This is a genomic window from Metabacillus malikii (assembly GCF_030813355.1).
GTDB classification, from domain to species: Bacteria; Bacillota; Bacilli; order Bacillales; family Bacillaceae; genus Metabacillus; species Metabacillus malikii.
The window spans coordinates 97922-122337 of sequence record NZ_JAUSUD010000013.1 but is presented as its reverse complement, the minus strand read 5'-3'; the positions used below and the strand labels follow the sequence as shown (position 1 = coordinate 122337).

Here is a 24416-nt window from a genome sequence, read left to right as displayed (position 1 = left end):
TGTAAAGATATTTTAATCATTTCTTAACAAAAAATTTACAAATTAATTTATACACCGCTTTCATCCGAAATGATATCTCAGCTTAGAGTTCTATCCTTGTTTTATCAGAGTCGTACATATAAAATGATATCGTACTAATTTAATACTCTGCTCTCTTTCACCTATACGTAAAAAAGGATTATACATATTTACTAAGTAACCAATTCAGAAGGATGTGTCTGTTAATCATGAACGTTTTTAAACAATTTTTCACAAGTATTTATTCTCCAAAAATCATTTCAACATTTCGCTCTCAAGGAATTGGAAAAACAATACTGTTTGTATTTATTCTTTCCTTGTTAAGTATTCTTCCATCAGCTATTCACTTCTCAAACGCGATGGTAGTAGGCTTAAAAGGTTTAGATCAAACTCTAAAAAATGAATTACCTGCCTTTTCAATTGAAAATAGTAAGCTTCATGCTGATATAAACGAACCTATTGAGATTAAAAAAGACGACTTTATTATCATATTAGATGATACTGGTTCGTTCGGTGTTGAAGAAATCGAGGCTAAAAATGATGCAATAGGTATTTTAGATGACCGTTTTGTCGTATCGACGGCTGGAAGATCCCAATCTTATGAATATAGTTTATTTAACTTATCTTTAACAAAAGATGATATTATCACAATCACGGAACAATTAAATCAGATATTACCTATTATGTTGGCGATTGTGATTGTCATCCTTTACCTTGTCGGCTCATTTTTTAAATTTATCGAAGTTACATTTTTAGCATTATTCGGTTCAGCGTTCAATAATGGCCTACAAAGAAATTTATCGTTTAAACAAGTATGGATTCTATCAGCTTACTCAACTACTTTAGCTACTGTCTTTTTCGTTATAATGGATAGCTTTCAAATTATTGTACCAAATGGCTTCTTACTCACCTGGTTTGTTCATTTAGTCGTCATATTCCTAGTAATGAAAGAAATACCAGCTTCTAAAAAGCCACTATCTGTTTCATAAAGCAGTTTTAGAGGGTGACCTAAAATTTGGTCACCCTCTCTTAATTTCTTCTAGTTGTATTTGTCGACTGATATTTGGAATTTTACACATACATTGCTTTCTCTTTGATGTTGGTATAAGTTAGGGCGTTAAATTTATTCTTCAAATTAATACAACAGACCCAATTAACAAAGTACACGCACAAATGTTTCCTGGGAAATTGATCTACCTCTCATTTGGATAAACCTACCAACCACAAGGTTAAAATAGATGCGTAGTGATACTATCAGATACCTCCATATTTCGACAGGGTGAATAATGAAGTGAGTACTCCCCAACTCAGATACAATAGACACTACTAGTAAATAAGTCATTTGTAGCTTCTATGTAAGTAAAATAGCGGATTACCTTTTCACTATTCTTTATTCAAAGAATTTTTCATATAATTCTATAGACAAGCATAGTTTACTAATATGTGTGAATTATTGGAGGTAAACGGATGAAACGCCTTTCTCTATTCCTATTTTTCTTATTTCTAATATTTATCGTTTATTATGACATGAACGTTGGTACCCTTCCAACAGTAAATGAGCCGAGCGTAAAAGAATCAATCAATTCTGTGGAAGAGAAGACAAAGCCATCTATCCCTTTTCATGAAGTAAAAGTGAGTGAAGGTGATACTGTATTATCCATTACAGAGAAGCTACATAGTGGACTTCCTGCACCTATAGATAAAATAATTGAAGACTTTGAATTACTGAATGAAAATATCAAAGCAGAGTCAATCATTATTGGTGAAACTTATCTCTTTCCGGATTATACCCAGTAGTTCCTTCTTGTTTTTTCGAATGCCTACTAGTAAAATGAGTGTTGGTGCTATAATAATAGAAAACTAAACACGAATAAATTCTAATGAAACGAAAGTCATGATAGAATTATATATGTTGGATTACATTAATTAAGGAGCGATTATACGTGAGCGAAATTATACATCGAACAAAAACTCGCCCTGTAAAGGTCGGTAATATAACGATAGGTGGAAATAATGAGGTAGTTATACAGAGTATGACTACAACAAAAACACACGATGTTGAAGCTACAGTTGCAGAAATTAATCGCTTAGAAGAAGCAGGATGTCAAATCGTCCGTGTTGCATGTCCAGATGAACGTGCAGCTAATGCAATAGCTGAAATTAAAAAGCGTATTAATATCCCACTGGTGGTTGATATCCATTTTGATTATAAACTTGCTCTAAAAGCCATTGAAGGCGGAGCAGATAAAATTAGAATTAACCCTGGTAATATAGGTAGAAAAGAAAAAGTTGAGGCAGTAGTAAAAGCTGCAAAAGAACGTGGTATTCCAATTCGTATTGGTGTAAATGCCGGTTCTCTAGAAAAAAGAATTTTAGAGAAGTATGGGTACCCTACTGCTGATGGTATGGTAGAAAGTGCATTGCACCATATTAAAATACTCGAAGATTTAGATTTCCATGATATTATTGTTTCAATGAAAGCTTCTGATGTAAATCTTGCTATTGAAGCATATGAGAAGGCAGCAAAAGCTTTTGATTACCCATTACACTTAGGGATTACTGAATCAGGTACTTTATTTGCAGGTACTGTAAAAAGTGCAGCAGGTTTAGGTGTTATTTTAAATAAAGGTATTGGTAATACTTTACGTATATCTTTAAGTGCAGACCCTGTTGAAGAAGTAAAAGTTGCAAGAGAATTACTTAAGTCCTTTGGCCTTGCGGCTAACGCAGCTACATTAATTTCTTGTCCAACATGTGGAAGAATTGAGATAGACTTAATAAGTATTGCTAACGAAGTAGAAGAATATATTTCAAAGATAAAAGCACCAATCAAAGTTGCAGTTCTAGGTTGTGCAGTTAATGGCCCGGGAGAAGCAAGAGAAGCTGATATCGGAATAGCTGGTGCTCGTGGAGAAGGTCTTCTATTCCGCAAAGGCAAAATCATTAGAAAAGTACCTGAGGAAACAATGGTCGAGGAATTAAAGAAAGAAATTGATTTAATAGCTGAAGAACATTTTGCTAAAGTAGCGGCTGAACAGAAAGCATAAACTTAAAAAAGGGTCTGACCCCTCAAACACTGTATATAGGTTTTCCTCTATATATCATTGTTTTTTGAGGTTCAGACCCTTTTGTTTAACTATTATTACAGTCTTAGAAGAATGGCATGATAAACATTCCTAAGATTATCGAAACAATACCAATCCCGATTGCCCATGCACCTGTACCAGTAGCACCTCTTCTTCTGGCGATAAAGCCAACAATGACACCTGCTGCTCCTAAAATGACAGGTAAAATAAAAAGCGAGATAATGGAAAGAGCTAATGCTAAGAAACCAATCCCTTTTCCTTCTGTTGCAGTAGACTCCCCCATATTAGAATCGCTTTTATTACGAATAACCTCTCTTCTTAAATTAACTGGAGCAGCAATTTCAGCTGCTGATTCTGTATGCATATTGTTCGTATTATTGTTCTCACCATCGTTTACGTTATTTACAGGTGCTGATACTTCATTTGCAGACTCTGTACTAAAATCGCTCTCAATTTCACGGTCAAGTGGAGTAATACCTTTATAGTCAAGATTATCAAAACGGTCATTCCCTTGATTGCTGACATTTTTATCTTCCGGCATTCATATCCCTACCTTTCTGAAATAAAGGAGCATTACTATTATGAGCATTCGTCATAAAACTATAACTGTAAAACTTTTCTTATGCGTTACTATGTATTATGATACACTACATGTAACAAACTTCTAAGGAGAGAACAATGATGTTACGACTAGGAATCGATATTGATGGCACTGTAACAGATCCAAAAACATTTGTACCATATTTAAAAAATTCGTTTAATCCATCTCTTACATACGATGATATGAAAGAATATGACCTTACAAAGGTACTAAATATTTCTGAAGAAGAATTTTGGGTTTGGATGGATAACTTCGAACCAATTATTTATGAACAAGCACCACTTGCTACTTTCGCAAGAGAGGTTTTAACTGAATGGGAAAAACAGCACCAACTTTACTTTATAAGTGCTCGCCGCCAACACCTTGCAGATATTACACATAATTGGTTTGAGAATAACGGTATTTTTTATCACCATTTAGAATTAATTGGACATCATAATAAGCTTGAGGCTATTAAAAAAAATAAAATTTCTATATTTTTTGAAGACAAGCATGATAACGCATGTATGATTTGTGAAGAGCATAAAATACCAGTAATTCTATTTAATACTCCGTACAATCAAGAAGTCGTGCCAAATGGAGTTATACGTGTGGATGATTGGTTAGAAGCAAAGCAGTGGGTAAATCAATGGTATAGTACTCCTGTTCTCGACTAAAAATAAGCATTAAGAAAAATTTGAAAAGCGTGGCTCAATAGTAAAAAGTGTCAGCCTCTTACACTTATGTGTTATGAGGGCTGACACTTTTTGAACTTATTTTGATTTTCTCATCCAAAGTTTAAGTTTAATGACATTGAGGACATGTACCGTACACTTCAAACTTATGACCACTTATATCATATCCTGATAAACTTTGTGAAATACTCCCCATCGGGCAACCTGGAATTTCTTTCGTTTTCCCACATTGTAAGCAGATAAAATGATGGTGATGATGATGTGCATTACAAGTAAATCGAAAATGTTTCTCACCTGATAACTCGGTCATCTCAAATATTCCTAAATCTGCAAACAATGATAGGTTTCGATAAATTGTATCAAAACTTAAGCCAGGATAATCATCCTTTAAAGACTCCAACACATCTTTTGCTGTTAAATATTTATCATGGTCTGCAAATAATTGGAGCATTTCTTCTCTTTTATTTGTATATTTATAACCTTTTTCCTTTAATAAGTCGAGAGCTTCTTGAACATTCATGAAACTTTCCCCTTTTTTATTTTTGTCCATAATATTGCAATAATAAGGATTATTACCGATAAAACGACAATCGTTCCACCTGGAGCTAAATCTAAATAATACGCTGATATTAATCCAATAATAACAGATATTTCCCCAAATAGTACAGAAAAGAAAATCGTTTGTTTAAATCCTTTAGCAATTCTAATACTGGCAGCTACAGGTAATGTCATAAGAGATGACACTAGAAGTATACCAACTATTCGCATCGATGCTGCAATGACTAGAGCTACAATTAAGATAAAAACAAAATGAATTGCCTTTGCATGTATACCTGATGCAGTAGCATGCTCTTCGTCAAAAGATAATAGAAACAATTCCTTATATAAGAAGAAAATTATTGCAATGACTACGACAGTGATGGCTATGATAATAAATAAATCTGTTCTACTTACTGCACTAATACTACCGAATAAATAACTAAACAAATCAGTATTAAACCCATCTGCCAATGAAATGAAAATGACACTAATTCCAACACCACTAGACAAAATAATTGGAATCGCTAATTCTTGATAATGTTTGTAGACAGTTCTTAACTTCTCAATAAATAATGAACCGGTGACAGAAAAGGCCATCCCTAAATAGATTGGGTTTAATCCAGCAAATGCTAATACTTTCTTTTCTAATAATAAACTCGCCGCAATACCTGCCAATGTAACATGGCTGAGAGCATCTGCAATGAGTGACATCCTTCGCACGACGATAAATACTCCTAATAATGGTGCAATAATGCCAATTAACATACCTGAAATAAATGCATTTTGTAAAAACTCGTATTCAAACATACTGCTTATCATCTTGTAGTCCTCCATTAATGGGAGTGATTATGTGTTAACACATGTAGAGAATGCCCATAAAAATCTGACATTTCATCGTCTTTTAATGATTCGAATTCAATTGATTTACCATGAAAATGTAAATGTTTATTAATACATGCAACATGTGATACTTTATCAGTAATTGTTCCTATGTCATGTGTTACTAACAACAGGGTTATTCCCAATTTTTCATTGAGATGCTTTAACATTTCATAGAAGTTCTGTACAGTTTGTGCGTCTACCCCTACTGTAGGTTCATCTAAAATAAGGAGTTTTGGATTACTGACAATGGCACGAGCTATAAATGCTCGTTGTTGTTGTCCTCCGGATAATTCACCGATATTCCTTTTCTTGAAATCACTTAATCCAACTGCTTCAATAGCTTGGTTCACTTTTTGTTTGTCATGTTTCGTCATTAGTTTAAATAACCCCAGCTTTGACGTAAGTCCACTCGAAACCACTTCAAACACGGAAGCTGGAAACCCTGTATTAAAGCTATTAGCCTTTTGTGAGACAAAACCAATCTCATGCCAGTTTTTAAATTTTTGAATTGTTTCACCAAATAGCTTAATCTCTCCTTGTTGCGGTTTCAGTAGTCCTAATATACATTTAAGCAATGTTGTCTTACCCGACCCGTTCGGTCCTACTAAACCTAGGAAATCCCCTTCTTCAATAGAAAGTGAAATATCTTCTAAAACTCGTTGCTGCTCATATGTGAAATTCAAATGACTTATTTCAATAATCGGTTTTTTCATAAATCTCATCCCTCTAACATTGGCTTTTATAACTTTGTTATTGATTTTTATACATCTCATTCTGCTCGATGTAGCATGTAATTAACCATTTGAGGTCACCTTGCTTTAGATGAAAACCCGAACATTTACAAATGGACTGAACGTATAGGTTAACCTTAAATTAAGAATCGTTACGATTTAGAGTTAAGAAATAAACATTCCTAATAACATAAAAATTATACAGAACTATTTAAATAATGTAAAGGAAAAACATATAATATTTCTATGATAAAATAATCACCTACTGAATTATTTTTATAACAAAATAGGTGAAATAGTAACGGTAACCTATTATTTGAATAAAGATTAATAATAAAAAGTGAAAATTTCCTCACCTTTTACATAAACCTCCATACATTGTTTTTAGAGGAGGGTTTGGTGATGATATTATTTCAAAAGATCGTAAATCAAAAATTGAATAACATATCAGTAGATGAGCTACTTCAATATGCAAACCAATTTAATGTTACAATTACTCGTGAACAAGCAAAAAAAGTGGTGACATTATTAAATGGACAAAATATTAATATTTTTAATCCAAACGAAAGAAAACATTTATTGTCTCAAATAGCACAAGTAACTACCCCTAACGTTGCAAAACAGGTGAATGAAATCTTTAATAAGTTCACAAGGTAAATACTACTTAAATATAAAGGTTTAACAGGTTAGCAAAGCCATTACATCTCATACTCTACTTACGATGTGTCGTTTAATGTTCTGTACGACACCTGTTCTTTAACTAGATGTTCTGTAACTAATAACTACAATTCTAAAGAAGCAAATACAATATAAAATGGCTGTCTCTTACTGACAGCCATTTTGAATAATTTAAACTAATTAATATTAAGATTGTAATATATTTTCTAATAGTTGTTCATCAAATGATTGATTTCTAAACATTTCAATTTCATGACGGTATGGTGGCTTTTTATATTTTTTATCTTCTCCAACAAAAGGAGTTTCTAATATTTTTGGTACATCTACTAAATCAGGATGATGAACTATATGATTCAATGCTGTAAAGCCAATGTGACCAAACCCAATGTTTTCATGGCGGTCTTTGCTGGCTCCCATTGGATTTTTACTATCATTTATATGAAGTACTTTTAAACGGTCTATACCAATAATATGATCAAACTCCTGTAATACACCATCGAAATCTTCAACAATGTTATATCCTGCATCATGTGTATGACACGTATCGAAACAGATTGATAAATGCTGATTATGTGTCACACCATCTATAATTTTAGCTAATTCATCAAAGGAACGACCACACTCTGACCCTTTTCCTGCCATCGTTTCGAGAGCGATTTGCACTTCTTGCTCTTGAGTCAATACTTCATTTAAGCCCTGTATTATTTGCTTTATCCCAGCATCAGTACCCGCGCCGACATGTGCACCTGGGTGTAAAACAATTTGCTTAGCACCAATCGCTTGAGTTCGTTCTATTTCAGAACGAAGAAAATTAACCCCTAATTCATAAGTTGCTGGATTTGTTGTATTACCTATATTAATAATATACGGTGCGTGTACAATAATTTCCTCTATACCATTCTCTTTCATATGAGCTTGTCCAGCTTCAATATTGAGTTCCTCAATTTTTTTGCGTCTCGTATTTTGTGGAGCCCCTGTATAAATCATGAACGTATTTGCTCCGTATGAGACTGCTTCCTCACTTGATGCTAATAACATCTTTTTTCCACTCATAGAAACATGAGAACCAATCTTCAACATATGTATCCCCCTATTTTTTTCGGTTATCTATTTTTCGTTTACGCTTTTTAATCTGTTCCATTTCTCGAGTCATTTTCTTTTTATAACCAGGTTTTACTTTCTTAGGTTTTTGAACAATACTTTTTGCTAGTGCATCGACTTCATCAGGTGTCTTTTTCCGCTTCTGTCGTTTTTTACGATCATCTAAATCTTTCCATTCACCATCAATATAATCACGATGAACAAAATCAACACCTAATTTTTCCAATTTATTTAAAGCATCTTCATCGGATTGTTCATAGATAGTTACAGCTACACCAGAGCTTCCTGCCCGGGCTGTTCTTCCTACTCGGTGGATATAAAAATCTAAATCTGTAGTAGGTAATTCATAGTTAATAACATGACTAACACCTTTTATATCAATTCCTCGTGCCGCTAGATCCGTTGCCACTACATACTGGAATTCGAGGTCATTTATTTGTTTCATCATTTTCTTTCGGTCTCTTGGGGATAAATCTCCATGTATTCTGCCAACCTTGAGTCCATTTTCTAAAAGAGCATCTGCAACCTCATCGGCATTTTTCTTAGTATTTGTAAAAACAATTGCTATAAAAGGATTAAAACCTTTAAGAATGTCAAAGACGAGTTTTTTCTTGTTACGGTGTTTTGTTGGGACAAGTACATGTTCAATTTTCGCTGCTGTTACTTGTTTAGGTGCTACATGAGTAAATTTTGGATTCTCCAAATATTTCTTTAAAAAGGGTTTTAATTTCTCAGGGATCGTTGCAGAAAATACTAGTATTTGTAACTCCTCAGGCATTTGACTAGCGACCATATCAACTTCTTTTATGAATCCCATATCAAGCATTAAATCTGCTTCATCAACAACTAGTGATCGAGTCTTATTCACAATTAGTGCATTCTCTTTAATGAGGTCATTTATTCTGCCTGGAGTTCCGACTACGATATGTGGTTGCGACTTCAACTTTTCAATTGTTCGTTGTTTGTCAGTACCACCTATTAAACATTTTGTAACGATATCTTCTTTAGAAAAAGCTGTTATTTTCACAACTTCATGATAGATTTGTGTTGCCAATTCACGTGTAGGAGCCGTAATAACAAACTGTACTTCCCTTTGGGTAGGGTCCACTTTATTAAGTAATGGCAATAAGTATGCATGTGTTTTACCCGTACCAGTCTGAGACTGGCCAATTACACTCTCACCTTTTAGGATGGAAGGCATTAACCTTTCCTGAATCTCAGTAGGTTCAAAAAATTTAAGCTCTTTCGTAATTGCCTCTATTATATAAGGTTTTAATGCAAACCTTTCGAATTTTGTGTGTTCCATTTCGTTCATCTCCTTTAAGGATAAAGCTATAAGTGTCATATGTATAACTTTATTCGTCCATCATAACATTATATACGATAACAAGAAAATCACAACTACCTTCTTTGCCTCTAACCTCAGAAAGCTTACTATTCTCATTATGACCATTAATAACTTAATATACTACTTTTGTCCTCTCAGGTGTTTGAAACCATTTTCTACTTGTTTGCATATATAAAATATAGAGTAATGTAAAAGGAAGGAGGAATCATATGTTTCAAAATAGACCAATGCCTCCGATCAATCCAAGAGGCTTTCAAGTACCTCCAGGAAGAATGCCAATGATGCGTCAACCTATGTCACCGAGTATTGGAAATTTTAGCCCGCAAATGCCTACAAGGGCCGGCGGTTTAAAGGGACTCATCTCCCGCATCCTACCAGGCAGCCAAGCTGCACATACCATTCCACAAGGCATGATGCAAGGTATGACGAACACGACTGCTAACACTGCTTCTGGCGCTTTACAAGGTCTAACCAATCCTGCAAATATCTCTAATATGTTAGGTAATGTACAAAAAGTATTAGGCATGGCACAGCAAGTAACCCCAATGGTTCAACAATACGGGCCTCTAGTGAAAAATTTACCAGCTATGTGGAAAATTTATCGAGAGTTAAATAGTACCGACACAACAGAGACTGAGGAAGAGGAAGACAAAAAGCAAATAGAAAGTGAATCGAACATAGTACAAGTAAAACAAACTAGCACTGAAAAACAAACTAATAAAAAGAATGCAAAAAAACCTCTCAAATCTAAAAAAGAAAATAACAATCATAATCACCCTAAAGAAAACTCACAACCGCCAAAACCTAAAAAATCTAAAAAATCTAGTAAAGGTTCCACACCCAAATTGTATATCTAATATTCATCTTTGTATTCTGACCTAAATTTCGATATAATATTAAGAGATTGTTAGAATTAGAAGCCGTTTTCCGGCTTTTTTTACTTATTAGCTTTTTTTAGTTGATTGATAAATTTTTAAACTTGTCTATTAGTAACCTTGCTAAAATAAGCTAGTGATCTCTTAAGGAGGCATTATAAATGGATGTAATAAAAATTGCACCCCGTGGATATTGTTATGGTGTTGTGGACGCAATGGTTATAGCAAAAAATGCGGCACTAGATAAAACCTTACCTAGACCAATCTATATTTTAGGTATGATTGTTCATAATAAACATGTTACAGATGCATTTGAGGAAGATGGTATCATTACGCTAGATGGTAAAAACCGATTAGATATATTACAGAAGGTTAATGAAGGTACGATTATCTTTACAGCTCACGGTGTTTCTCCAGAAGTCAGAAAAATCGCGAAGGAAAAAGGGCTAGTTACTCTTGATGCGACTTGTCCAGATGTAACAAAGACACATGATTTAATTCGTGAAAAAGAAGCTGAAGGCTATCATGTAATCTATATTGGTAAAAAAGGACATCCGGAACCTGAAGGAGCAGTAGGAGTTGCCCCTCACATTGTTCATCTTGTCGAATCTGTTGAGGATGTAAGCGAACTAAGTATTGAAAATAGTAAAATCATTGTCACAAACCAGACAACGATGAGTCAATGGGATGTTGCCGATATTATGGATAAAGTTAAGGAAAAGTACCCTCACGCAGAAACACATAAAGAAATTTGCTTAGCTACTCAAGTTCGTCAGGAGGCTGTCGCCGAGCAAGCAGGTCAAGCAGATTTAACCATCGTCGTAGGTGACCCTAAAAGTAATAATTCAAACCGTCTAGCCCAAGTATCGCAGGAAATTGCCGGTACAAAAGCATACCGGATTTCTGATTTAAGTGAATTGAAAATTGAATGGTTAAAAAATGTAAAGACTGTAGCAGTAACAGCCGGTGCATCTACTCCTACACCAATTACAAAAAAAGTCATCCAATTTTTAGAACAATATGACCCAAATGATAAAGCAACTTGGGAAAAAGATTATCATATTCCACTTACTAAGATTCTACCTAAAGTAAAAATAAAGAAATAATTAAAAAGAATGCCTTTTTTCACTAATTGTAAAAAAGGCATTCTTTTTTCATATATATTTCTCTTCTCTGCATCAAATATGACTTTATATGAATTTAAAAGGGTTTGTATCAATTTCAGAACCAAACACCTTTACGTTAAATTTTTTATCCTTACATAATGTACTTATTTTGTCGGATACACCGTTAATCATAACCTTCTCAACATGATGACCTGGGTCAATAACATTTAATCCAGCCATTAGCGCGTCATGGGCAACATGAAAATATAAGTCACCTGTTACATAAACATCTGCACCTTTATATTTTGCAGCTTGTATATACTTATTGCCATCTCCGCCAAGTACAGCTACTTTCTTAACTAAGTCATCTGGATTACCAACCATTCTAACAAACTCTACTTTTAACGTATTTTTAACATGGCTAGCAAATTGTTGTAATGTCATTTCTTTTTCAAGATATCCGATTCTACCTAGGCCTAGAGAGTTCCCCTTTTGCTCAAGTGGATAAATATCGTAAGCTACCTCTTCATATGGGTGTGCTTTTTTCATGGCCTTTAGCACTGCGTTTTGTATAGATTGAGGCATTATCGTTTCAAGGCGCACTTCTTGCACCGTTTCGAGCTTACCTTGTTCACCAATATAAGGCGCCGTATTTTCCAATGGTAAGAAGCTGCCTTCACCATTTGTCTGGAATGCACAGTGGCTGTATTGTCCAATATGTCCAGCACCAGCCTTACCGAGTGCAGCTTTGACTTCATCAGCATGTGTAGTTGGGACAAATACTACTAGTTTTTTTAAGGTATCTTCATATGTAGGAATTAATACATCTGTATTCTTTAAATGTAGGGAGTCTGCTAATAAATCATTCACTCCACCAGGCGCTACGTCAAGGTTTGTATGTGCTACATATACTGCAAGGTCATGCTTGATGCATTTCTCAATCATTTTACCGTAAGCTGTATCTGTAGTTAGGTTTTTAATAGGTCGAAAAATTGGAGGATGATGAGCAATGATTAAATCTACTTCCTTTGTTATCGCTTCATCGATAACCTCTTCAATAACATCTAATGTAATCATTATTTTCTTTATCGGCTTATTGAGGCTACCTATTTGCAGACCAATTTTATCGCCTTCTAGCGCATATGATTTTGGAGAGTATTGTTCAAACAATTGAATAATTTCAAAACCATTTGGCGTCTTACTCATGCCTGGATAACCTCCTCTATTAAGTTTAATTGTCCTGATACTTCTCTATACTTTTCACTATTTTCAAACGTGTAACCTGCAGTTTGTAATTGAGCCAAAATGGTTTGCAAATGAGTCCGTTCGTTCGTCCATTTTTTCTGAAAAACTTTATTATTTTCTTCCAAAAGGAATGGTCCAAACAATAATCCGGATTGAAGAGAATGTTTGTGATATGGTCGATGAGCATTACCCTTTTCAGCTACTAATATTTCATATATTTTGTTGTCCTCTTCAATTATTTGTTCATTAATTAATTCCCATTCATTGTTAATTAGCCATTCCCTAATATTTATAGCATGGATATTTGGTTGAAGCACAAGCCTCTTAACATAATCGAGTTTTAACTTTCCATCTTCTAGTATCTTTGTTATTAAACTGCCTCCCATCCCTGCAATCGTAATACAGTCAACTTTTTCATCCTCTTTAATTACTGACAAACCATCGCCTTTTCGTACCGAAATTACTTCATCTAAATTAGATTTTGACACTTGACGTTGAGCTGAAAGGAATGGACCTTCTGTAATTTCCCCTGCAATCGCACCCTTGGCTATACCGTTAATTATAGAATAACATGGCAAATAAGCATGATCAGATCCTATGTCTGCAAAAATTGCATCTTTTGGAATATAGCTAGCAACAACTTCAAGTCTTTTTGATAATTTTAATTCGTTCATTTCATCACCACTATCTAAGGATTCACCTACATTATTACCTAATTGCCTATTTAACAACATATTCTTTTAGTAAAAAAAGTCCTTTACAAAAGCAAAGGACTTTTTTACCTAATATGTATCTTTCGCGAAAGATTTACATAAATCAGCAATATTTTATAGTTTTAAATTGACTATTTAAGCTCAGATACCCACTGTGCCATTTTATCAAGTTGTTCAGCATCTTGAATAAGGCCACCAGGCATACCGCCTCTTCCTTCTTGAATCGTTTTCTTAATACCGTCTACCCCTAACTTTTCACCTGCACCTATAAGACTTGGTGCATTTCCAACACCTTCGTAATTATCACCATGACAGCCAATACAGCCAGCCTGTTGATACAATTCTTCAGGTGTAGCGTTTGCAAGGTCTGCAGACTTTTCACCTTCGTCACCTGCTGCTAACTCTTTATGATCGCCAAGACCTTTAAAAGATAGTAGGAACATAAGGCCGATACCTAAAACAGCAATTAACAAAAATGGAATAAGTGGATTTCGTTTCATTTATGTAACCTCCCCTATGTAAATATAAATAATTCTTACCTGATTGGTGATCGAATTATTGTTAACTGGCAGCCGTTTGTCCTAAATATAATATCATATAAATCATAATACACTGCCTTCATCATAAAATAAACATCATAATGCCAATTTTTCAAACAATCTCTATTTTACTTGATATTCCCGATTAGTGAAAGACCTATCTTTAAACTACTTTAAGTTTTTCACATTTTAGACATATTCATAAAGTAAAAATTGACCATTTATATAATAATGAATACTGTAAGGACAATTAATCCAACTGAACCACTAATAATAAGATAAACGTACCGATATATACTACCAAAGATAATCCATAACAAGCAATTCCCGATTATTGCTAAACCTAACCATACTTGTGTTCCTTCGGTTATTCTTTCAATTAAATGAATTGAAAAAATGAGTAACTGTAAAAAGGTTAAACTTAACGAGAATTGAAAATTTTCTTTTTTAGTAAAAAGGTAAGCGGTAACAACTATTGAAAATATTAATAAAAAACCTACTAAGGTCATTTGCAAAACAAATGACAATTCAGTAAAATAAATAACAAGTAGTGAAACAATTGCTAGAAACGATATAATAAAATATGAAATGTATTTCCTTGAACGATTATTCTCAGTTGGTATTAACTGATTCTCTTCATGATTTCCTTCTGTGTAGAGAGCTAACAAAAAATCACAATATGTTTCAGGTAATAGCTTATTATGTTTCCAATATGAAATTTCATTAATTATTACTTTCTTTTTTACATTATTATTCATAACGGCCATCCTTTTATCCGTAAGTAACTCTTTATCAAATAAAAGACGGACAATTTTGTCCGCCTCAACTTATTCTAAGAAGTCTTTAAGACGTTTACTACGACTAGGATGACGTAATTTACGTAATGCTTTAGCTTCAATTTGTCGAATACGTTCACGCGTAACGCCGAAAACTTTACCAACTTCTTCAAGCGTTCTTGTGCGTCCATCGTCGAGACCAAATCGAAGTCGTAATACATTTTCTTCTCGGTCTGTTAACGTATCTAATACATCTTCTAGTTGTTCTTTTAACAGCTCATATGCAGCATGTTCAGAAGGCGAAGTCGCATCTTGGTCTTCAATAAAATCGCCAAGGTGAGAATCATCCTCTTCACCAATAGGTGTTTCTAACGAAACAGGCTCTTGAGCAATTTTTAATATTTCTCGCACTTTGTCCGGAGTTAGTTCCATATCCTCCCCAATCTCTTCAGGAGTTGGTTCCCTTCCTAAGTCTTGGAGGAGTTGTCTTTGGACTCTTATTAGCTTGTTAATTGTTTCGACCATATGGACCGGAATACGAATTGTACGTGCTTGATCGGCTATTGCACGTGTAATAGCTTGGCGTATCCACCATGTAGCATAAGTACTGAATTTGAAACCTTTGCGGTAATCAAATTTTTCAACAGCTTTCATCAATCCCATATTACCTTCTTGAATTAAATCTAGAAATAACATACCACGACCAACATAGCGCTTTGCAATACTAACAACTAGTCGTAAATTGGCTTCAGCTAACCTACGTTTAGCCTCTTCGTCACCGTCCTCGATACGGTTTGCTAATTCAATTTCTTCATCAGCTGATAATAAATCAACACGACCAATTTCCTTTAGATACATCCGAACGGGGTCATTAATTTTGACACCGGGAGGAACACTCAAATCGTTTAAATCAAACTCTTCTTCTTTCGCAAGATCTTTAACGTTTGGGTCTTCAGTTCCAGCAGTCTCACCAATTAATTCTACACCTTGTTCGCCTAAAAATTCATAATACTCATCCATTTGGTCTGATTCTATTTCGAAGTTTGCCATACGTTCTGCTATTTCTTCATATGTTAAAACTCCGCGTTTCTTCCCAATTTCAGTTAACTGTTCCTTGACTTGTTCAAAGGTTACTTCAGTTTCATGGGTTTGTTTATCAGCCATAGGATCCCCTCCTTCCAACTTATCCGCATTTCATGATAAGCATTGGATTACTTTATTCGCGTTATTTTAAATGGTATTTGCATTCATATAGACATACTAAACATCTTAACACTTTTTTCATCTTCAGCTTACATACTATGCCTTGAGCGCTTGCTTTAAATGGATGATTTCCATCGCTATTTTCGCAGCATCTTTATATTGCTTATTTCTTTCTGCTTCAATCTTCTCTGCTTCTTTTTCTTTTATCATTAACATTTTTTGTTGATTCAACACCTGTTTTATATAATCCGATAATTCTTGTTCACTTACCTCTGTATTAAGTTGTAACATCGCAATATCGGATACTATGTGTTGTAATTCTGAGTTAGGTAATCTTGATAGAAATGCACTCACATTCTCTTCATTACCTTCTTCATAATAAGCGTATAAATAAGTAACAATTGCTTTATGTTCTTCAATGTTGAATTGTAATCCAAGTCTTGTAAGGACTTTTTCTGAAAAGTCTTTACTTTTAAGCATATGACCAATTAACATCCGTTCAGCTGTATGAAAAGCAGGTAGCAATCTTTTAGATTTAATCGGTGTTCTTTTTTGCATTAGTTCATTTCTTTTTACGGGTACTTGAGGCTTGTTCTGAAATTGTTTTACTTTCTGATGAAGTTGCTGTTTCAGGACATCCATCGTTAAGTCAAATTCATCAGATAGCTGTTTTAAATATAATTCTTGTTCAATCATATTATTAAGCCTACTGATTTCCTGTAAGGCATTTTCAATATATTGTAATCGTTCACCCTCATTTTGAAGATTCTTCCCTCTTCGGAAATACTTCAATTTATATGCCATTAAAGGAACGCTATCCCCTATTACATCATTTTTGAATTTTTCAGAACCATATTTCTTGATGTAGTCATCAGGGTCTAGTCCATCAGGAATGTTAGCAACCTTCACATTGCAACCTACACTTGTCAAAAGCTTTGATGCCCGGATTGTAGCCTCAATTCCTGCATGGTCGGAATCATAGCAGAGCACTATTTCAGAAACATTGCGCTTAATAATCTTCGCTTGCTCTTCCGTAAGCGAAGTACCCATAGTTGCTATTGACTGTTTCACACCTGCACTGTCAGCTGAAATAACATCAGCAAAACCTTCTAATAAAACGACTTGTTGAGTTTTTCGAATATGTAATCTAGCACGATGAAAATTGTACAGAAGCTTACCTTTATTAAAAATTTTAGTTTCTGGACTATTTAAATATTTTGGTTTCTCATTCCCTAAATTTCTTCCCGAAAAAGCAATTGTCGACCCATTATGGTCCATAATCGGAAACATAATACGATTTCTAAATCGGTCAAAATACTCATCTGATTCGTCTCTTTTTATGACTAACCCTGCAGCTTCCATCATTTTTAAATCAAAGTTTCGTTTTGAAAGAAATTTTGAAATAAAGTCCCAGGAATCCAAGGCATAACCAATTTCAAACTGGTCAATGACTTCTTTAGTGAATCCACGATTTAATAGATAATCTAAAGCTGGTTGGCCCTCTTTTGTATTTACGAGCAAATGATGATAAAATTTCTTTAATAGTTCGTGAGCTTCAATCATCTTCTCGCTATCTTTAGATACTGCATTACTAGTTACAGCAGATATTGAAGGCAATTCAATGTTTGCCCGTTCTGCGAGGTGTTGGGCAGCTTCTATAAATGAATACCCTTCATGCTGTATGAGGAACGAGAATACATTACCACCTGCACCACAACCAAAGCAATGAAATATCTGCTTATCTGACGAAACTGAAAATGATGGAGATTTTTCCCCATGGAATGGACATAAACCAAAATAGTTACGACCTTGTTTCTTCAATTGAACATATTCACTTATCACATCAACAATGTCAGAATTTCGTTGTATTTTTTCGATTAATTCCTCAGGAATTCGATTAACCATTTTAACAACCCCGTGTTAAAGATATTCGAGATTCATTTTTAATCTCCTGCATCTTTCGACAAAATTTTTTTCATTGTTGTGATAAAATTTAATATATCATCTTCACTTAGCTTTTTGGGACCTTTTGAAAAATGGCCGCTTCGCCTTTCCTTTGCAGATAAATATCTAAACTGAAGGGCATTAGCGATATTAAGTTCTGTATATTGCTTACCACGCGGTGTAATAAAAACGACACCTTTCTTTAATAATAAACCAGCTAATCCAATATCCTGAGAAATGACTAAATCATTTTCTTTTGCATGGTTTACAATATATAAATCAGCTGCTTCTTTACCGGTATCGACAAAAATCCATTTACCTCCGTAAGTTTAATCAGAAGCATGGTTATATGATGCTACAAATATAACTTCAATATCAAACTCATTAGCTATATTCATCACTTCCTGCTTAACCGGGCAAGCATCAGCATCAACAAAAACTTTCATTGTTTTTTCGCCATATTTCTCTATTCTACATCACTCCGACAAATTCCTTCTTATAGTTCGTAGAAACAAAAAATCATTCTGAGCTCATATCTTTTGTCGAATTTTTTTCGCGTTTTACACTTGACAGTATACAATTAATAGTTTATTCCTCAAAGTCAAGTTCTAAACCTAAAAATTTTATTTTTATCACAATTTTTTATTATAATATAAAATTCTACAAATATCTATATATTTTTTATCTATTTTTAACATTTTCGTCAAATCTAAAACTTAAATTGTATTTGTACAAGGTTGGTTCGGACAAATACAACCTTTTTCGTTATCATCTATTCTGATTGTTCATAAAGTTTGCAATGATATTTGCTGTTTCTTCAACAGCTTTATTTGAGACATCGACAACTTTACAACCAAGCCTATCAACAATTTTGTCAAAGTATTCAAGCTCTTCTTTAATTCTATTTATATTTGCATAAAAAGCTTCATCATTTAAGCCTAGTGATTTAAGTCGCTCTCTTCTAATATTATTTAGCTTATCAGGACTAATTCGTAATCCTATACATTTTTGTGCAGCCACCTTATATAATTCTTCAGGAGGCTCTACTTCTGGAACTATAGGAACGTTAGCGACTTTAAATCGCTTATGTGCTAAATATTGTGATAGGGGTGTTTTAGATGTTCGCGATACTCCTATTAATACAATATCCGCTTTTAATATCCCTCTAGGATCCCTGCCGTCATCATACTTAACAGCAAATTCAATTGCCTCGACCTTTTTAAAGTATTCCTCATCTAATTTACGAACACGGCCTGGTTCATACTTAGCCGTTTTGCCATATGTTTTTTCCATAATATCTACTAATGGTCCGATAATATCGTAATAAACAATATTTTGTTTTATAGCCTCTTCAATCAAAAATTGTCTTAATTCAGGAACAACAAGAGTAAAACAAACAATCGCCTGATCTTCCTTAGCCAGTGATAAAACTTCTAAGATAGTTCCTTTGTCTTCTACATAGGGAATTCGTTTAAGTTTAGTATTTGATGATATACCATTAAATTGACTCGCCGCCGCTTTAACTACTAATTCTGCAGTTTCTCCGACTGAATCTGATACTATATAAATCATGCGATAATTCATCCTAAAACCCCTCTCTTTTCAATAAAAAAGGCACTACTTACATTGGTCCGTTGCTATTAGATATCTTCATTGCATACTCTTGTTCAATATTATTAATGTTTAAGAATTCAACACTCCACTTTTTGTACAAATGGATATTACTAATAAAGATATGTTCGTTTTTCACCCACTTCATTAATGGAAAAGAGCTGCCATAAGCAGCCCTGAATAAACATAGGGATATATCTTTATTTTACTAAGATGCTATTCACCTTAGCATATGTTTGAATTAACTGTGATAATTTAACCATTAATGCTAGTCTGTTGGTTTTTATCTTCACATCTTCTGCCATGACCATCGTATTGTCGAAATACTCATTAATTACATCTTTTAAGCTGGATAATATTTTGTATGCTTCATCCTCATTTCCATTGAAAAGGGATGTTTCCACACCAGTTTGTGAACTTTGAAAAGCATTATAAAGAGCATGCTCATACTCATTTTCAAACAACTGAATATCTATTTCCTGCTCCTCACCTTTACTAGCAATATTCATAACCCGAGCTAGTGCTTCAATTACACCTTTAAAGTCATCTTCAGTTGATGCCTGCTCAAGGACTTTAGCACGCTTGATTAATGATGATACTTCAACATATGAAGACTCTAAAACTGCATCAGCAAGGTCAAATCTTATTTTTTCTTCTGTTAATACATGTTTCAGGCGTAATTTAAAGAAGGAAAGTAGAGATTGTTTGACCTGTTCATCTTTTGTTTCATATAAACTAAGACTTAATTCAAATAAACTTGGCAAGCTAAGCTTCCAATTTTTCAACAATAACACTTGGACAATTCCACTTGCTTGTCTTCTTAACGCATAAGGGTCCTGAGAGCCTGACGGAATTTTACCAATTGAAAAGAACCCTACAATTGTATCTAGTTTATCCGCAAGCGAAACAATTGCTCCAACATTTGAATTTGGAATTTGGTCGTCTGCATGGCGTGGCATATAATGTTCATTTATAGCTAATGCTACTGCTTCATTTTCACCACTTAAGCGTGCATATTTCTCACCGATTTTACCTTGCAATTCAGGAAATTCATAAACCATATGAGTAACAAGGTCAAACTTACAAATTGATGCTGAGCGTTCAACATCTAGTTTTTCATTTTCACTTAGCCCCACCTTCTCAGCTAATAAGTTAGACAACTTTACTATACGTTTCACCTTTTCACCAAGCGATCCTAGCTCCTCATGAAAAACAATTTTGTCTAATTTAGCTACGGCATCGTTAATTTTTAACTTTTGATCTTCCTTATAAAAGAAGTTTGCATCTGAAAGTCTAGCACGAAGTACTTTCTCATTTCCTCTAGCAACATTTTCAAGATGCTGCTGATTACCATTTCGAACTGTCACGAAGTGTGGTTGAAGCTTTCCTTCGTTGTCTCTAACCGGAAAATAACGTTGATGTTCCTTCATTGACGTCACTAACACTTCATCTGGTAAAGCTAAATAATCTTCCTCAAAGTTTCCATGAACTACTGTTGGAAATTCCACTAAATTGTTAACCTCTTCTAACAAATCTTCATCAATCGGTATTATCCAGTTATTTTTTTTCTCTAGTTCAGCTAGTTGACTTGTTATTGCTTCTTTTCTTTTAATCGGGTCTACGAGCACATACTGCTCTAACAATGTAGCCTCATATAGAGATGGCGCAGAAATATCTACTTGCTTACCTAAGAAACGGTGACCCAAGCTTACAGAACCCGTCGAAACCCCTGCAATTTCAAAAGGTATGGTATCTTTTCCGAATAAAGCAACGACCCATTTAATTGGTCGAATATAGCGCATATCATGATTTCCCCAACGCATGTTTTTAGGAAAAGTTAAACCAGTTAATAGTTCACGTATCTCTGGTAATAAGCTAAATGTTTCTTTTCCAACGATTGATTTTTGTACATGAACATACTCAACGCCATTGATTTCTTTAAAATAAATATCATCTACAGAAACATTTTGACCTCTAGTAAAACCAAGTGCTGCTTTTGACCAATTCCCTGCATCATCAAGGGCAATTTTTTTTGTTGGACCCTTTGCTTCCTCAATTATATCCGGTTGTTTTTCAGCTACCGCTTGCACTAAAACAGCTAGTCTTCGCGGAGTTGAAAAAGATTTAATTTGCCCGTGTGATATTTTTTTATCATTGAGCCAATCTGTTAGCTTCCTTGTAAGTTGGTTCATTGCATCTGTGACATAATGTGCAGGTACTTCCTCAAGGCCAAGCTCTATTAATAAATCTTGTGTTGTATTCATTATTTAACTCCTCCTTCCTTATTTAACATCGGAAAGCCTAGTTTTTCTCTTTCATCATAGAAGGTCTTCGCAACTTTCCTAGCCAGATGACGAACACGTCCAATATAACCTGTCCGTTCTGTAACAGATATTGCCCCTTTAGCATCAAGTAGATTAAATGTGTGTGAACATTTCAATACATAATCATACGCTGGATGTACAAGACCCTCATCCATTTGTCGGTTTGCCTCTTTTTCATATGTATTAAACAATTGAAATAACATGTCCGTGTCTGATGTTTCGAATGTGTATTTAGAATGCTCATATTCCGGCATTAAAAATATGTCCCTAACTGTAAATCCTTCAGTCCACTCTAAGTCAAATACATTTTCTTTATCTTGAATATATGATGCTAAACGTTCGATTCCATATGTAATTTCCGCAGAAACCGGCTTGCACTCCAAACCGCCAACTTGTTGGAAGTAGGTGAATTGAGTAATTTCCATACCATCTAACCAAACTTCCCATCCTAAACCTGCACAACCTAATGACGGGTTCTCCCAATTATCTTCAACAAAACGAATATCATGTTCTAAAGGATTAATCCCTAAGGCACGCAATGAATCTAAATATAACTCTTGAATATTATCAGGTGATGGTTTCATTATCACTTGAAATTGATGATGCTGATAAAGTCGATTAGGATTTTCACCATATCTGCCATCTGCTGGTCTTCTTGATGGTTCAACATACGCAACATTCCATGGCTCTGGGCCAATACTTCTTAAAAATGTATATGGGCTCATTGTTCCAGCACCTTTTTCTGTATCATATGCCTGCATTAATATACAACCTTGATTAGACCAATGTTTTTGTAAAGTTAATATCATGTCTTGAATATTCACTTATTACACCTCCAAAATTATTAAGAGCATTCGATTATATTACTCCTTATTCATTACTGCTACCGATTTTTGACACTTTGTTCCTTAATCCAATAACTCAGTTTCAGTTCGACTTATGAAAGGCAAAGGATTCCAAAGAGAATTAAATACAAAAAACTCTCGTCCTATGCCAATTATGTTGACATAGGGACGAGAGTTACCCGCGGTTCCACCCTATTTGCTCATCTAATTTGATGAGCCACTTTATAAAGTCAGCTCAGGATTGCCTTTCGTTACGCTCCAATCCTTAGCTTACACCGTCCTAAGGTCGCTTTTATTGGATAACTCGTAAGTACTTCTATCCCTCAACGCAATATGTTAATTCTTTAAATTCTATAAGCATCTTAATCGAAATTTTTATAAATGTCAATCCTTATGGTATGCTTTTACCCGAGGTAGTACTACTAATGACATTCTCCCATGTCTATGGTTTGGTTAGATAGGTACAGTGTCTTACTCCAGTAGACCTTTACGATAATGAAACAAAAGCATGACTGAGATTTTTTCAATAGAATTACAATTTATCTTTTAGAGACTCTACTTGGTCAAGAAATCGTTTTGATTTCAGGTGCAAACCGGCATACTCTTCATAATATCCTTGTATCACTGCTTTTAATTCCTTCTTAGTTTCTAATTTCACAGATATATTACCGAGACGATTTAAATCAAAATAATAAAATAATCTAATAAGCTTAACTGTGGTTTGACTTATCGGCAAACGATATGGATCCTTTTCAAAACAGTTTTGACAAATAAACCCACCTTCTCTTATAGAAAAATGGAATGTACCATCTTTCTTTCCACATAATGTACAACAATCAAGTTGAGGGCTTAATCCAAGAATTGGTAACATTTTCATTTCGAAAATATTAATTAAAATGTCCGGATCAACGTCTTCATCTAAATAATCTAACGTTAACTTTAGTAATTCAAACATAAAAGGATTTTGCTCATTATTTTCTGTACTTTTATCAAGTAGCTCTGATATGTATGAAGCATAAGCTGTTAGAAAAATATCTTCACGAATCACTCGATGGGATAAAATCGTCTCCCCCTGCTGCAGACTACCTAAACCTGTTGAACGTTGAAACATAAAGGTTCCATAAGTGAAAAGTTGGGTTATTGACGTAAGACGACTATTTGGCTTTTTTGCGCCTCGTGCCATAACACCAACTTTACCAAGTTCTCTCGTATATATAGTGATTATTTTGTTTGATTCACCGTAATCCATCGAACGAATCACGATACCTTCACATTTTTGAAGCAAATTCCCTCACCTTCCAAAGGTTTAGGCAAGATCAGGAAATTGGAAAATCCATTTCAGCTAGTTCATCCTCTTCAGAATCGGGTCCGTCATCTGTATCCTTTTCTAACTCTTTAAAAAGAAGATACGTATCAATGCTACCTGTCTGTGAAAAAACTTTCCAGGTAAAATCCAACATTAAAACCCCACCTTTCAGTTATTAAGACTAGCAATCATTAAATCCAATTTCATTACACATATCTTGACCTGAATCCATACAAATCATGTCAAACAAATTTTGCTAACAATGTATCT

At 34.3% G+C, this 24416-nt stretch carries 24 protein-coding genes, 1 pseudogene and 1 other annotated feature; of the genes and pseudogenes, 7 read left to right on the top strand and 18 right to left on the bottom strand.

Translation table 11 applies throughout. The features are described from left to right. The first annotated feature begins 227 nt into the window (after positions 1-227). The 3 genes from J2S19_RS13670 (at position 228) to ispG (ending at position 3065) form a co-directional block, all read left to right on the top strand. The gene (locus J2S19_RS13670) at positions 228-1007 is read left to right on the top strand and encodes a DUF1189 domain-containing protein (protein WP_307342894.1); all 780 of its coding nucleotides are present in this window, start codon (positions 228-230) and stop codon (positions 1005-1007) included. 478 nt (positions 1008-1485) lie between these two features. After that, the gene (gene yqfZ, locus J2S19_RS13665; RefSeq protein ID WP_307342892.1) at positions 1486-1815 is read left to right on the top strand and encodes a protein YqfZ; all 330 of its coding nucleotides are present in this window, start codon (positions 1486-1488) and stop codon (positions 1813-1815) included. A 155-nt stretch (positions 1816-1970) separates the two neighbouring features. Further along, positions 1971-3065, top strand: coding sequence for a flavodoxin-dependent (E)-4-hydroxy-3-methylbut-2-enyl-diphosphate synthase (ispG, locus tag J2S19_RS13660; RefSeq protein WP_307342933.1), 1095 nt, complete (start codon positions 1971-1973; stop codon positions 3063-3065). A 103-nt stretch (positions 3066-3168) separates the two neighbouring features. Here ispG and J2S19_RS13655 read toward each other — a convergent pair whose 3' ends face one another. Next, a complete protein-coding gene (locus J2S19_RS13655; RefSeq protein ID WP_307342889.1) occupies positions 3169-3645 on the bottom strand; it encodes a DUF4190 domain-containing protein in 477 nt (158 codons plus the stop codon). Between the two features lie 140 nt (positions 3646-3785). Here J2S19_RS13655 and J2S19_RS13650 point away from each other — a divergent pair, with 140 nt between their 5' ends. Then, positions 3786-4361 (top strand): hypothetical protein, encoded by a 576-nt coding sequence (locus J2S19_RS13650; RefSeq protein WP_307342931.1) that lies wholly within the window; start codon positions 3786-3788, stop codon positions 4359-4361. 127 nt (positions 4362-4488) lie between these two features. Here J2S19_RS13650 and zur read toward each other — a convergent pair whose 3' ends face one another. Genes zur through J2S19_RS13635 form a run of 3 tightly spaced genes read right to left on the bottom strand, consistent with a single transcriptional unit; the run spans position 4489 to position 6514 of the window. Continuing rightward, positions 4489-4899 (bottom strand): zinc uptake transcriptional repressor Zur, encoded by a 411-nt coding sequence (gene zur / locus J2S19_RS13645; RefSeq protein WP_307342886.1) that lies wholly within the window; start codon positions 4897-4899, stop codon positions 4489-4491. Beyond that, positions 4896-5738 (bottom strand): metal ABC transporter permease, encoded by an 843-nt coding sequence (locus tag J2S19_RS13640; RefSeq protein WP_307342882.1) that lies wholly within the window; start codon positions 5736-5738, stop codon positions 4896-4898. Before J2S19_RS13640 ends, zur begins: the two co-directional genes overlap by 4 nt. Before the next feature lie 14 nt (positions 5739-5752). Next, positions 5753-6514, bottom strand: coding sequence for a metal ABC transporter ATP-binding protein (locus tag J2S19_RS13635; protein ID WP_307342879.1), 762 nt, complete (start codon positions 6512-6514; stop codon positions 5753-5755). A 420-nt stretch (positions 6515-6934) separates the two neighbouring features. Here J2S19_RS13635 and J2S19_RS13630 point away from each other — a divergent pair, with 420 nt between their 5' ends. Then, positions 6935-7189, top strand: a complete 255-nt coding sequence (locus J2S19_RS13630) for a DUF2624 domain-containing protein (protein WP_307342928.1) — start codon at positions 6935-6937, stop codon at positions 7187-7189. 207 nt (positions 7190-7396) lie between these two features. Here J2S19_RS13630 and J2S19_RS13625 read toward each other — a convergent pair whose 3' ends face one another. Together J2S19_RS13625 and J2S19_RS13620 are read right to left on the bottom strand one after the other, a co-directional pair. Continuing rightward, on the bottom strand, positions 7397-8290 hold the full coding sequence (locus J2S19_RS13625; RefSeq protein WP_307342876.1) for a deoxyribonuclease IV: 894 nt from the start codon (positions 8288-8290) through the stop codon (positions 7397-7399). 10 nt (positions 8291-8300) lie between these two features. Then, entirely contained in the window at positions 8301-9617 is a 1317-nt protein-coding gene (locus J2S19_RS13620) for a DEAD/DEAH box helicase (protein ID WP_307342873.1), read from the bottom strand. Between the two features lie 251 nt (positions 9618-9868). On the opposite strand from J2S19_RS13620, the gene vrrA reads away from it, so the two are divergent. Then, the gene (gene vrrA / locus J2S19_RS13615) at positions 9869-10516 is read left to right on the top strand and encodes a VrrA/YqfQ family protein (RefSeq protein WP_307342871.1); all 648 of its coding nucleotides are present in this window, start codon (positions 9869-9871) and stop codon (positions 10514-10516) included. 179 nt (positions 10517-10695) lie between these two features. Continuing rightward, entirely contained in the window at positions 10696-11640 is a 945-nt protein-coding gene (locus J2S19_RS13610; RefSeq protein ID WP_307342868.1) for a 4-hydroxy-3-methylbut-2-enyl diphosphate reductase, read from the top strand. Between the two features lie 84 nt (positions 11641-11724). On the opposite strand, the gene J2S19_RS13605 is transcribed toward J2S19_RS13610, so the two are convergent. From J2S19_RS13605 to J2S19_RS13550, 12 genes and pseudogenes are all read right to left on the bottom strand, one after another. Next, positions 11725-12846, bottom strand: a complete 1122-nt coding sequence (locus J2S19_RS13605) for a Nif3-like dinuclear metal center hexameric protein (protein WP_307342866.1) — start codon at positions 12844-12846, stop codon at positions 11725-11727. Further along, complete coding sequence (locus J2S19_RS13600) at positions 12843-13559, bottom strand: tRNA (adenine(22)-N(1))-methyltransferase (protein WP_307342863.1); 717 nt, start codon at positions 13557-13559, stop codon at positions 12843-12845. Before J2S19_RS13600 ends, J2S19_RS13605 begins: the two co-directional genes overlap by 4 nt. 170 nt (positions 13560-13729) lie before the next feature. Continuing rightward, a complete protein-coding gene (gene cccA / locus J2S19_RS13595; RefSeq protein ID WP_307342860.1) occupies positions 13730-14098 on the bottom strand; it encodes a cytochrome c550 in 369 nt (122 codons plus the stop codon). A gap of 260 nt (positions 14099-14358) precedes the next feature. Further along, positions 14359-14895: a hypothetical protein gene (locus J2S19_RS13590; RefSeq protein WP_307342857.1), complete on the bottom strand. Its 537-nt coding sequence runs from the start codon at positions 14893-14895 to the stop codon at positions 14359-14361. Between the two features lie 69 nt (positions 14896-14964). Continuing rightward, a complete protein-coding gene (gene rpoD / locus J2S19_RS13585) occupies positions 14965-16077 on the bottom strand; it encodes an RNA polymerase sigma factor RpoD (RefSeq protein WP_307342854.1) in 1113 nt (370 codons plus the stop codon). Between the two features lie 135 nt (positions 16078-16212). Beyond that, positions 16213-18021 carry a DNA primase gene (gene dnaG, locus J2S19_RS13580; RefSeq protein WP_307342851.1) on the bottom strand — a complete coding sequence of 603 codons (1809 nt, stop codon included), beginning with the start codon at positions 18019-18021 and terminating at the stop codon, positions 16213-16215. A gap of 38 nt (positions 18022-18059) precedes the next feature. Beyond that, positions 18060-18506, bottom strand: a pseudogene (locus J2S19_RS13575) (YaiI/YqxD family protein). A 322-nt stretch (positions 18507-18828) separates the two neighbouring features. Beyond that, a complete protein-coding gene (locus tag J2S19_RS13570; RefSeq protein WP_307342848.1) occupies positions 18829-19644 on the bottom strand; it encodes a pyruvate, water dikinase regulatory protein in 816 nt (271 codons plus the stop codon). 227 nt (positions 19645-19871) lie between these two features. Then, positions 19872-21935, bottom strand: coding sequence for a glycine--tRNA ligase subunit beta (glyS, locus tag J2S19_RS13565; protein ID WP_307342846.1), 2064 nt, complete (start codon positions 21933-21935; stop codon positions 19872-19874). After that, entirely contained in the window at positions 21935-22819 is an 885-nt protein-coding gene (glyQ, locus tag J2S19_RS13560; protein WP_307342843.1) for a glycine--tRNA ligase subunit alpha, read from the bottom strand. The genes glyS and glyQ overlap by 1 nt, the downstream gene beginning before the upstream one ends. A 182-nt stretch (positions 22820-23001) precedes the next feature. Continuing rightward, positions 23002-23176 (bottom strand) — a binding site (T-box leader). 196 nt (positions 23177-23372) lie between these two features. Beyond that, positions 23373-24125: a DNA repair protein RecO gene (gene recO / locus J2S19_RS13555; RefSeq protein ID WP_307342840.1), complete on the bottom strand. Its 753-nt coding sequence runs from the start codon at positions 24123-24125 to the stop codon at positions 23373-23375. 31 nt (positions 24126-24156) lie between these two features. After that, positions 24157-24300, bottom strand: a complete 144-nt coding sequence (locus J2S19_RS13550; protein ID WP_307342838.1) for a YqzL family protein — start codon at positions 24298-24300, stop codon at positions 24157-24159. Positions 24301-24416 lie beyond the last annotated feature (116 nt).

Bases quoted from the DNA above. Each gene is read 5' to 3' on its own strand.
- J2S19_RS13670 (WP_307342894.1), top strand. From the start codon at position 228: ATGAACGTTTTTAAACAATTTTTCACAAGTATTTATTCTCCAAAAATC.
- J2S19_RS13620 (WP_307342873.1), bottom strand. From the start codon at position 9,617: ATGGAACACACAAAATTCGAAAGGTTTGCATTAAAACCTTATATAATA.
- J2S19_RS13570 (WP_307342848.1), bottom strand. From the start codon at position 19,644: ATGAATTATCGCATGATTTATATAGTATCAGATTCAGTCGGAGAAACT.
- zur (WP_307342886.1), bottom strand. From the start codon at position 4,899: ATGAATGTTCAAGAAGCTCTCGACTTATTAAAGGAAAAAGGTTATAAA.
- J2S19_RS13650 (WP_307342931.1), top strand. From the start codon at position 3,786: ATGTTACGACTAGGAATCGATATTGATGGCACTGTAACAGATCCAAAA.
- J2S19_RS13625 (WP_307342876.1), bottom strand. From the start codon at position 8,290: ATGTTGAAGATTGGTTCTCATGTTTCTATGAGTGGAAAAAAGATGTTA.
- glyS (WP_307342846.1), bottom strand. From the start codon at position 21,935: ATGAATACAACACAAGATTTATTAATAGAGCTTGGCCTTGAGGAAGTA.
- vrrA (WP_307342871.1), top strand. From the start codon at position 9,869: ATGTTTCAAAATAGACCAATGCCTCCGATCAATCCAAGAGGCTTTCAA.
- J2S19_RS13610 (WP_307342868.1), top strand. From the start codon at position 10,696: ATGGATGTAATAAAAATTGCACCCCGTGGATATTGTTATGGTGTTGTG.
- J2S19_RS13600 (WP_307342863.1), bottom strand. From the start codon at position 13,559: ATGAACGAATTAAAATTATCAAAAAGACTTGAAGTTGTTGCTAGCTAT.
- dnaG (WP_307342851.1), bottom strand. From the start codon at position 18,021: ATGGTTAATCGAATTCCTGAGGAATTAATCGAAAAAATACAACGAAAT.
- J2S19_RS13630 (WP_307342928.1), top strand. From the start codon at position 6,935: ATGATATTATTTCAAAAGATCGTAAATCAAAAATTGAATAACATATCA.
- J2S19_RS13550 (WP_307342838.1), bottom strand. From the start codon at position 24,300: ATGTTGGATTTTACCTGGAAAGTTTTTTCACAGACAGGTAGCATTGAT.
- J2S19_RS13590 (WP_307342857.1), bottom strand. From the start codon at position 14,895: ATGAATAATAATGTAAAAAAGAAAGTAATAATTAATGAAATTTCATAT.
- J2S19_RS13635 (WP_307342879.1), bottom strand. From the start codon at position 6,514: ATGAAAAAACCGATTATTGAAATAAGTCATTTGAATTTCACATATGAG.
- J2S19_RS13605 (WP_307342866.1), bottom strand. From the start codon at position 12,846: ATGAGTAAGACGCCAAATGGTTTTGAAATTATTCAATTGTTTGAACAA.
- rpoD (WP_307342854.1), bottom strand. From the start codon at position 16,077: ATGGCTGATAAACAAACCCATGAAACTGAAGTAACCTTTGAACAAGTC.
- J2S19_RS13640 (WP_307342882.1), bottom strand. From the start codon at position 5,738: ATGATAAGCAGTATGTTTGAATACGAGTTTTTACAAAATGCATTTATT.
- yqfZ (WP_307342892.1), top strand. From the start codon at position 1,486: ATGAAACGCCTTTCTCTATTCCTATTTTTCTTATTTCTAATATTTATC.
- J2S19_RS13655 (WP_307342889.1), bottom strand. From the start codon at position 3,645: ATGCCGGAAGATAAAAATGTCAGCAATCAAGGGAATGACCGTTTTGAT.
- cccA (WP_307342860.1), bottom strand. From the start codon at position 14,098: ATGAAACGAAATCCACTTATTCCATTTTTGTTAATTGCTGTTTTAGGT.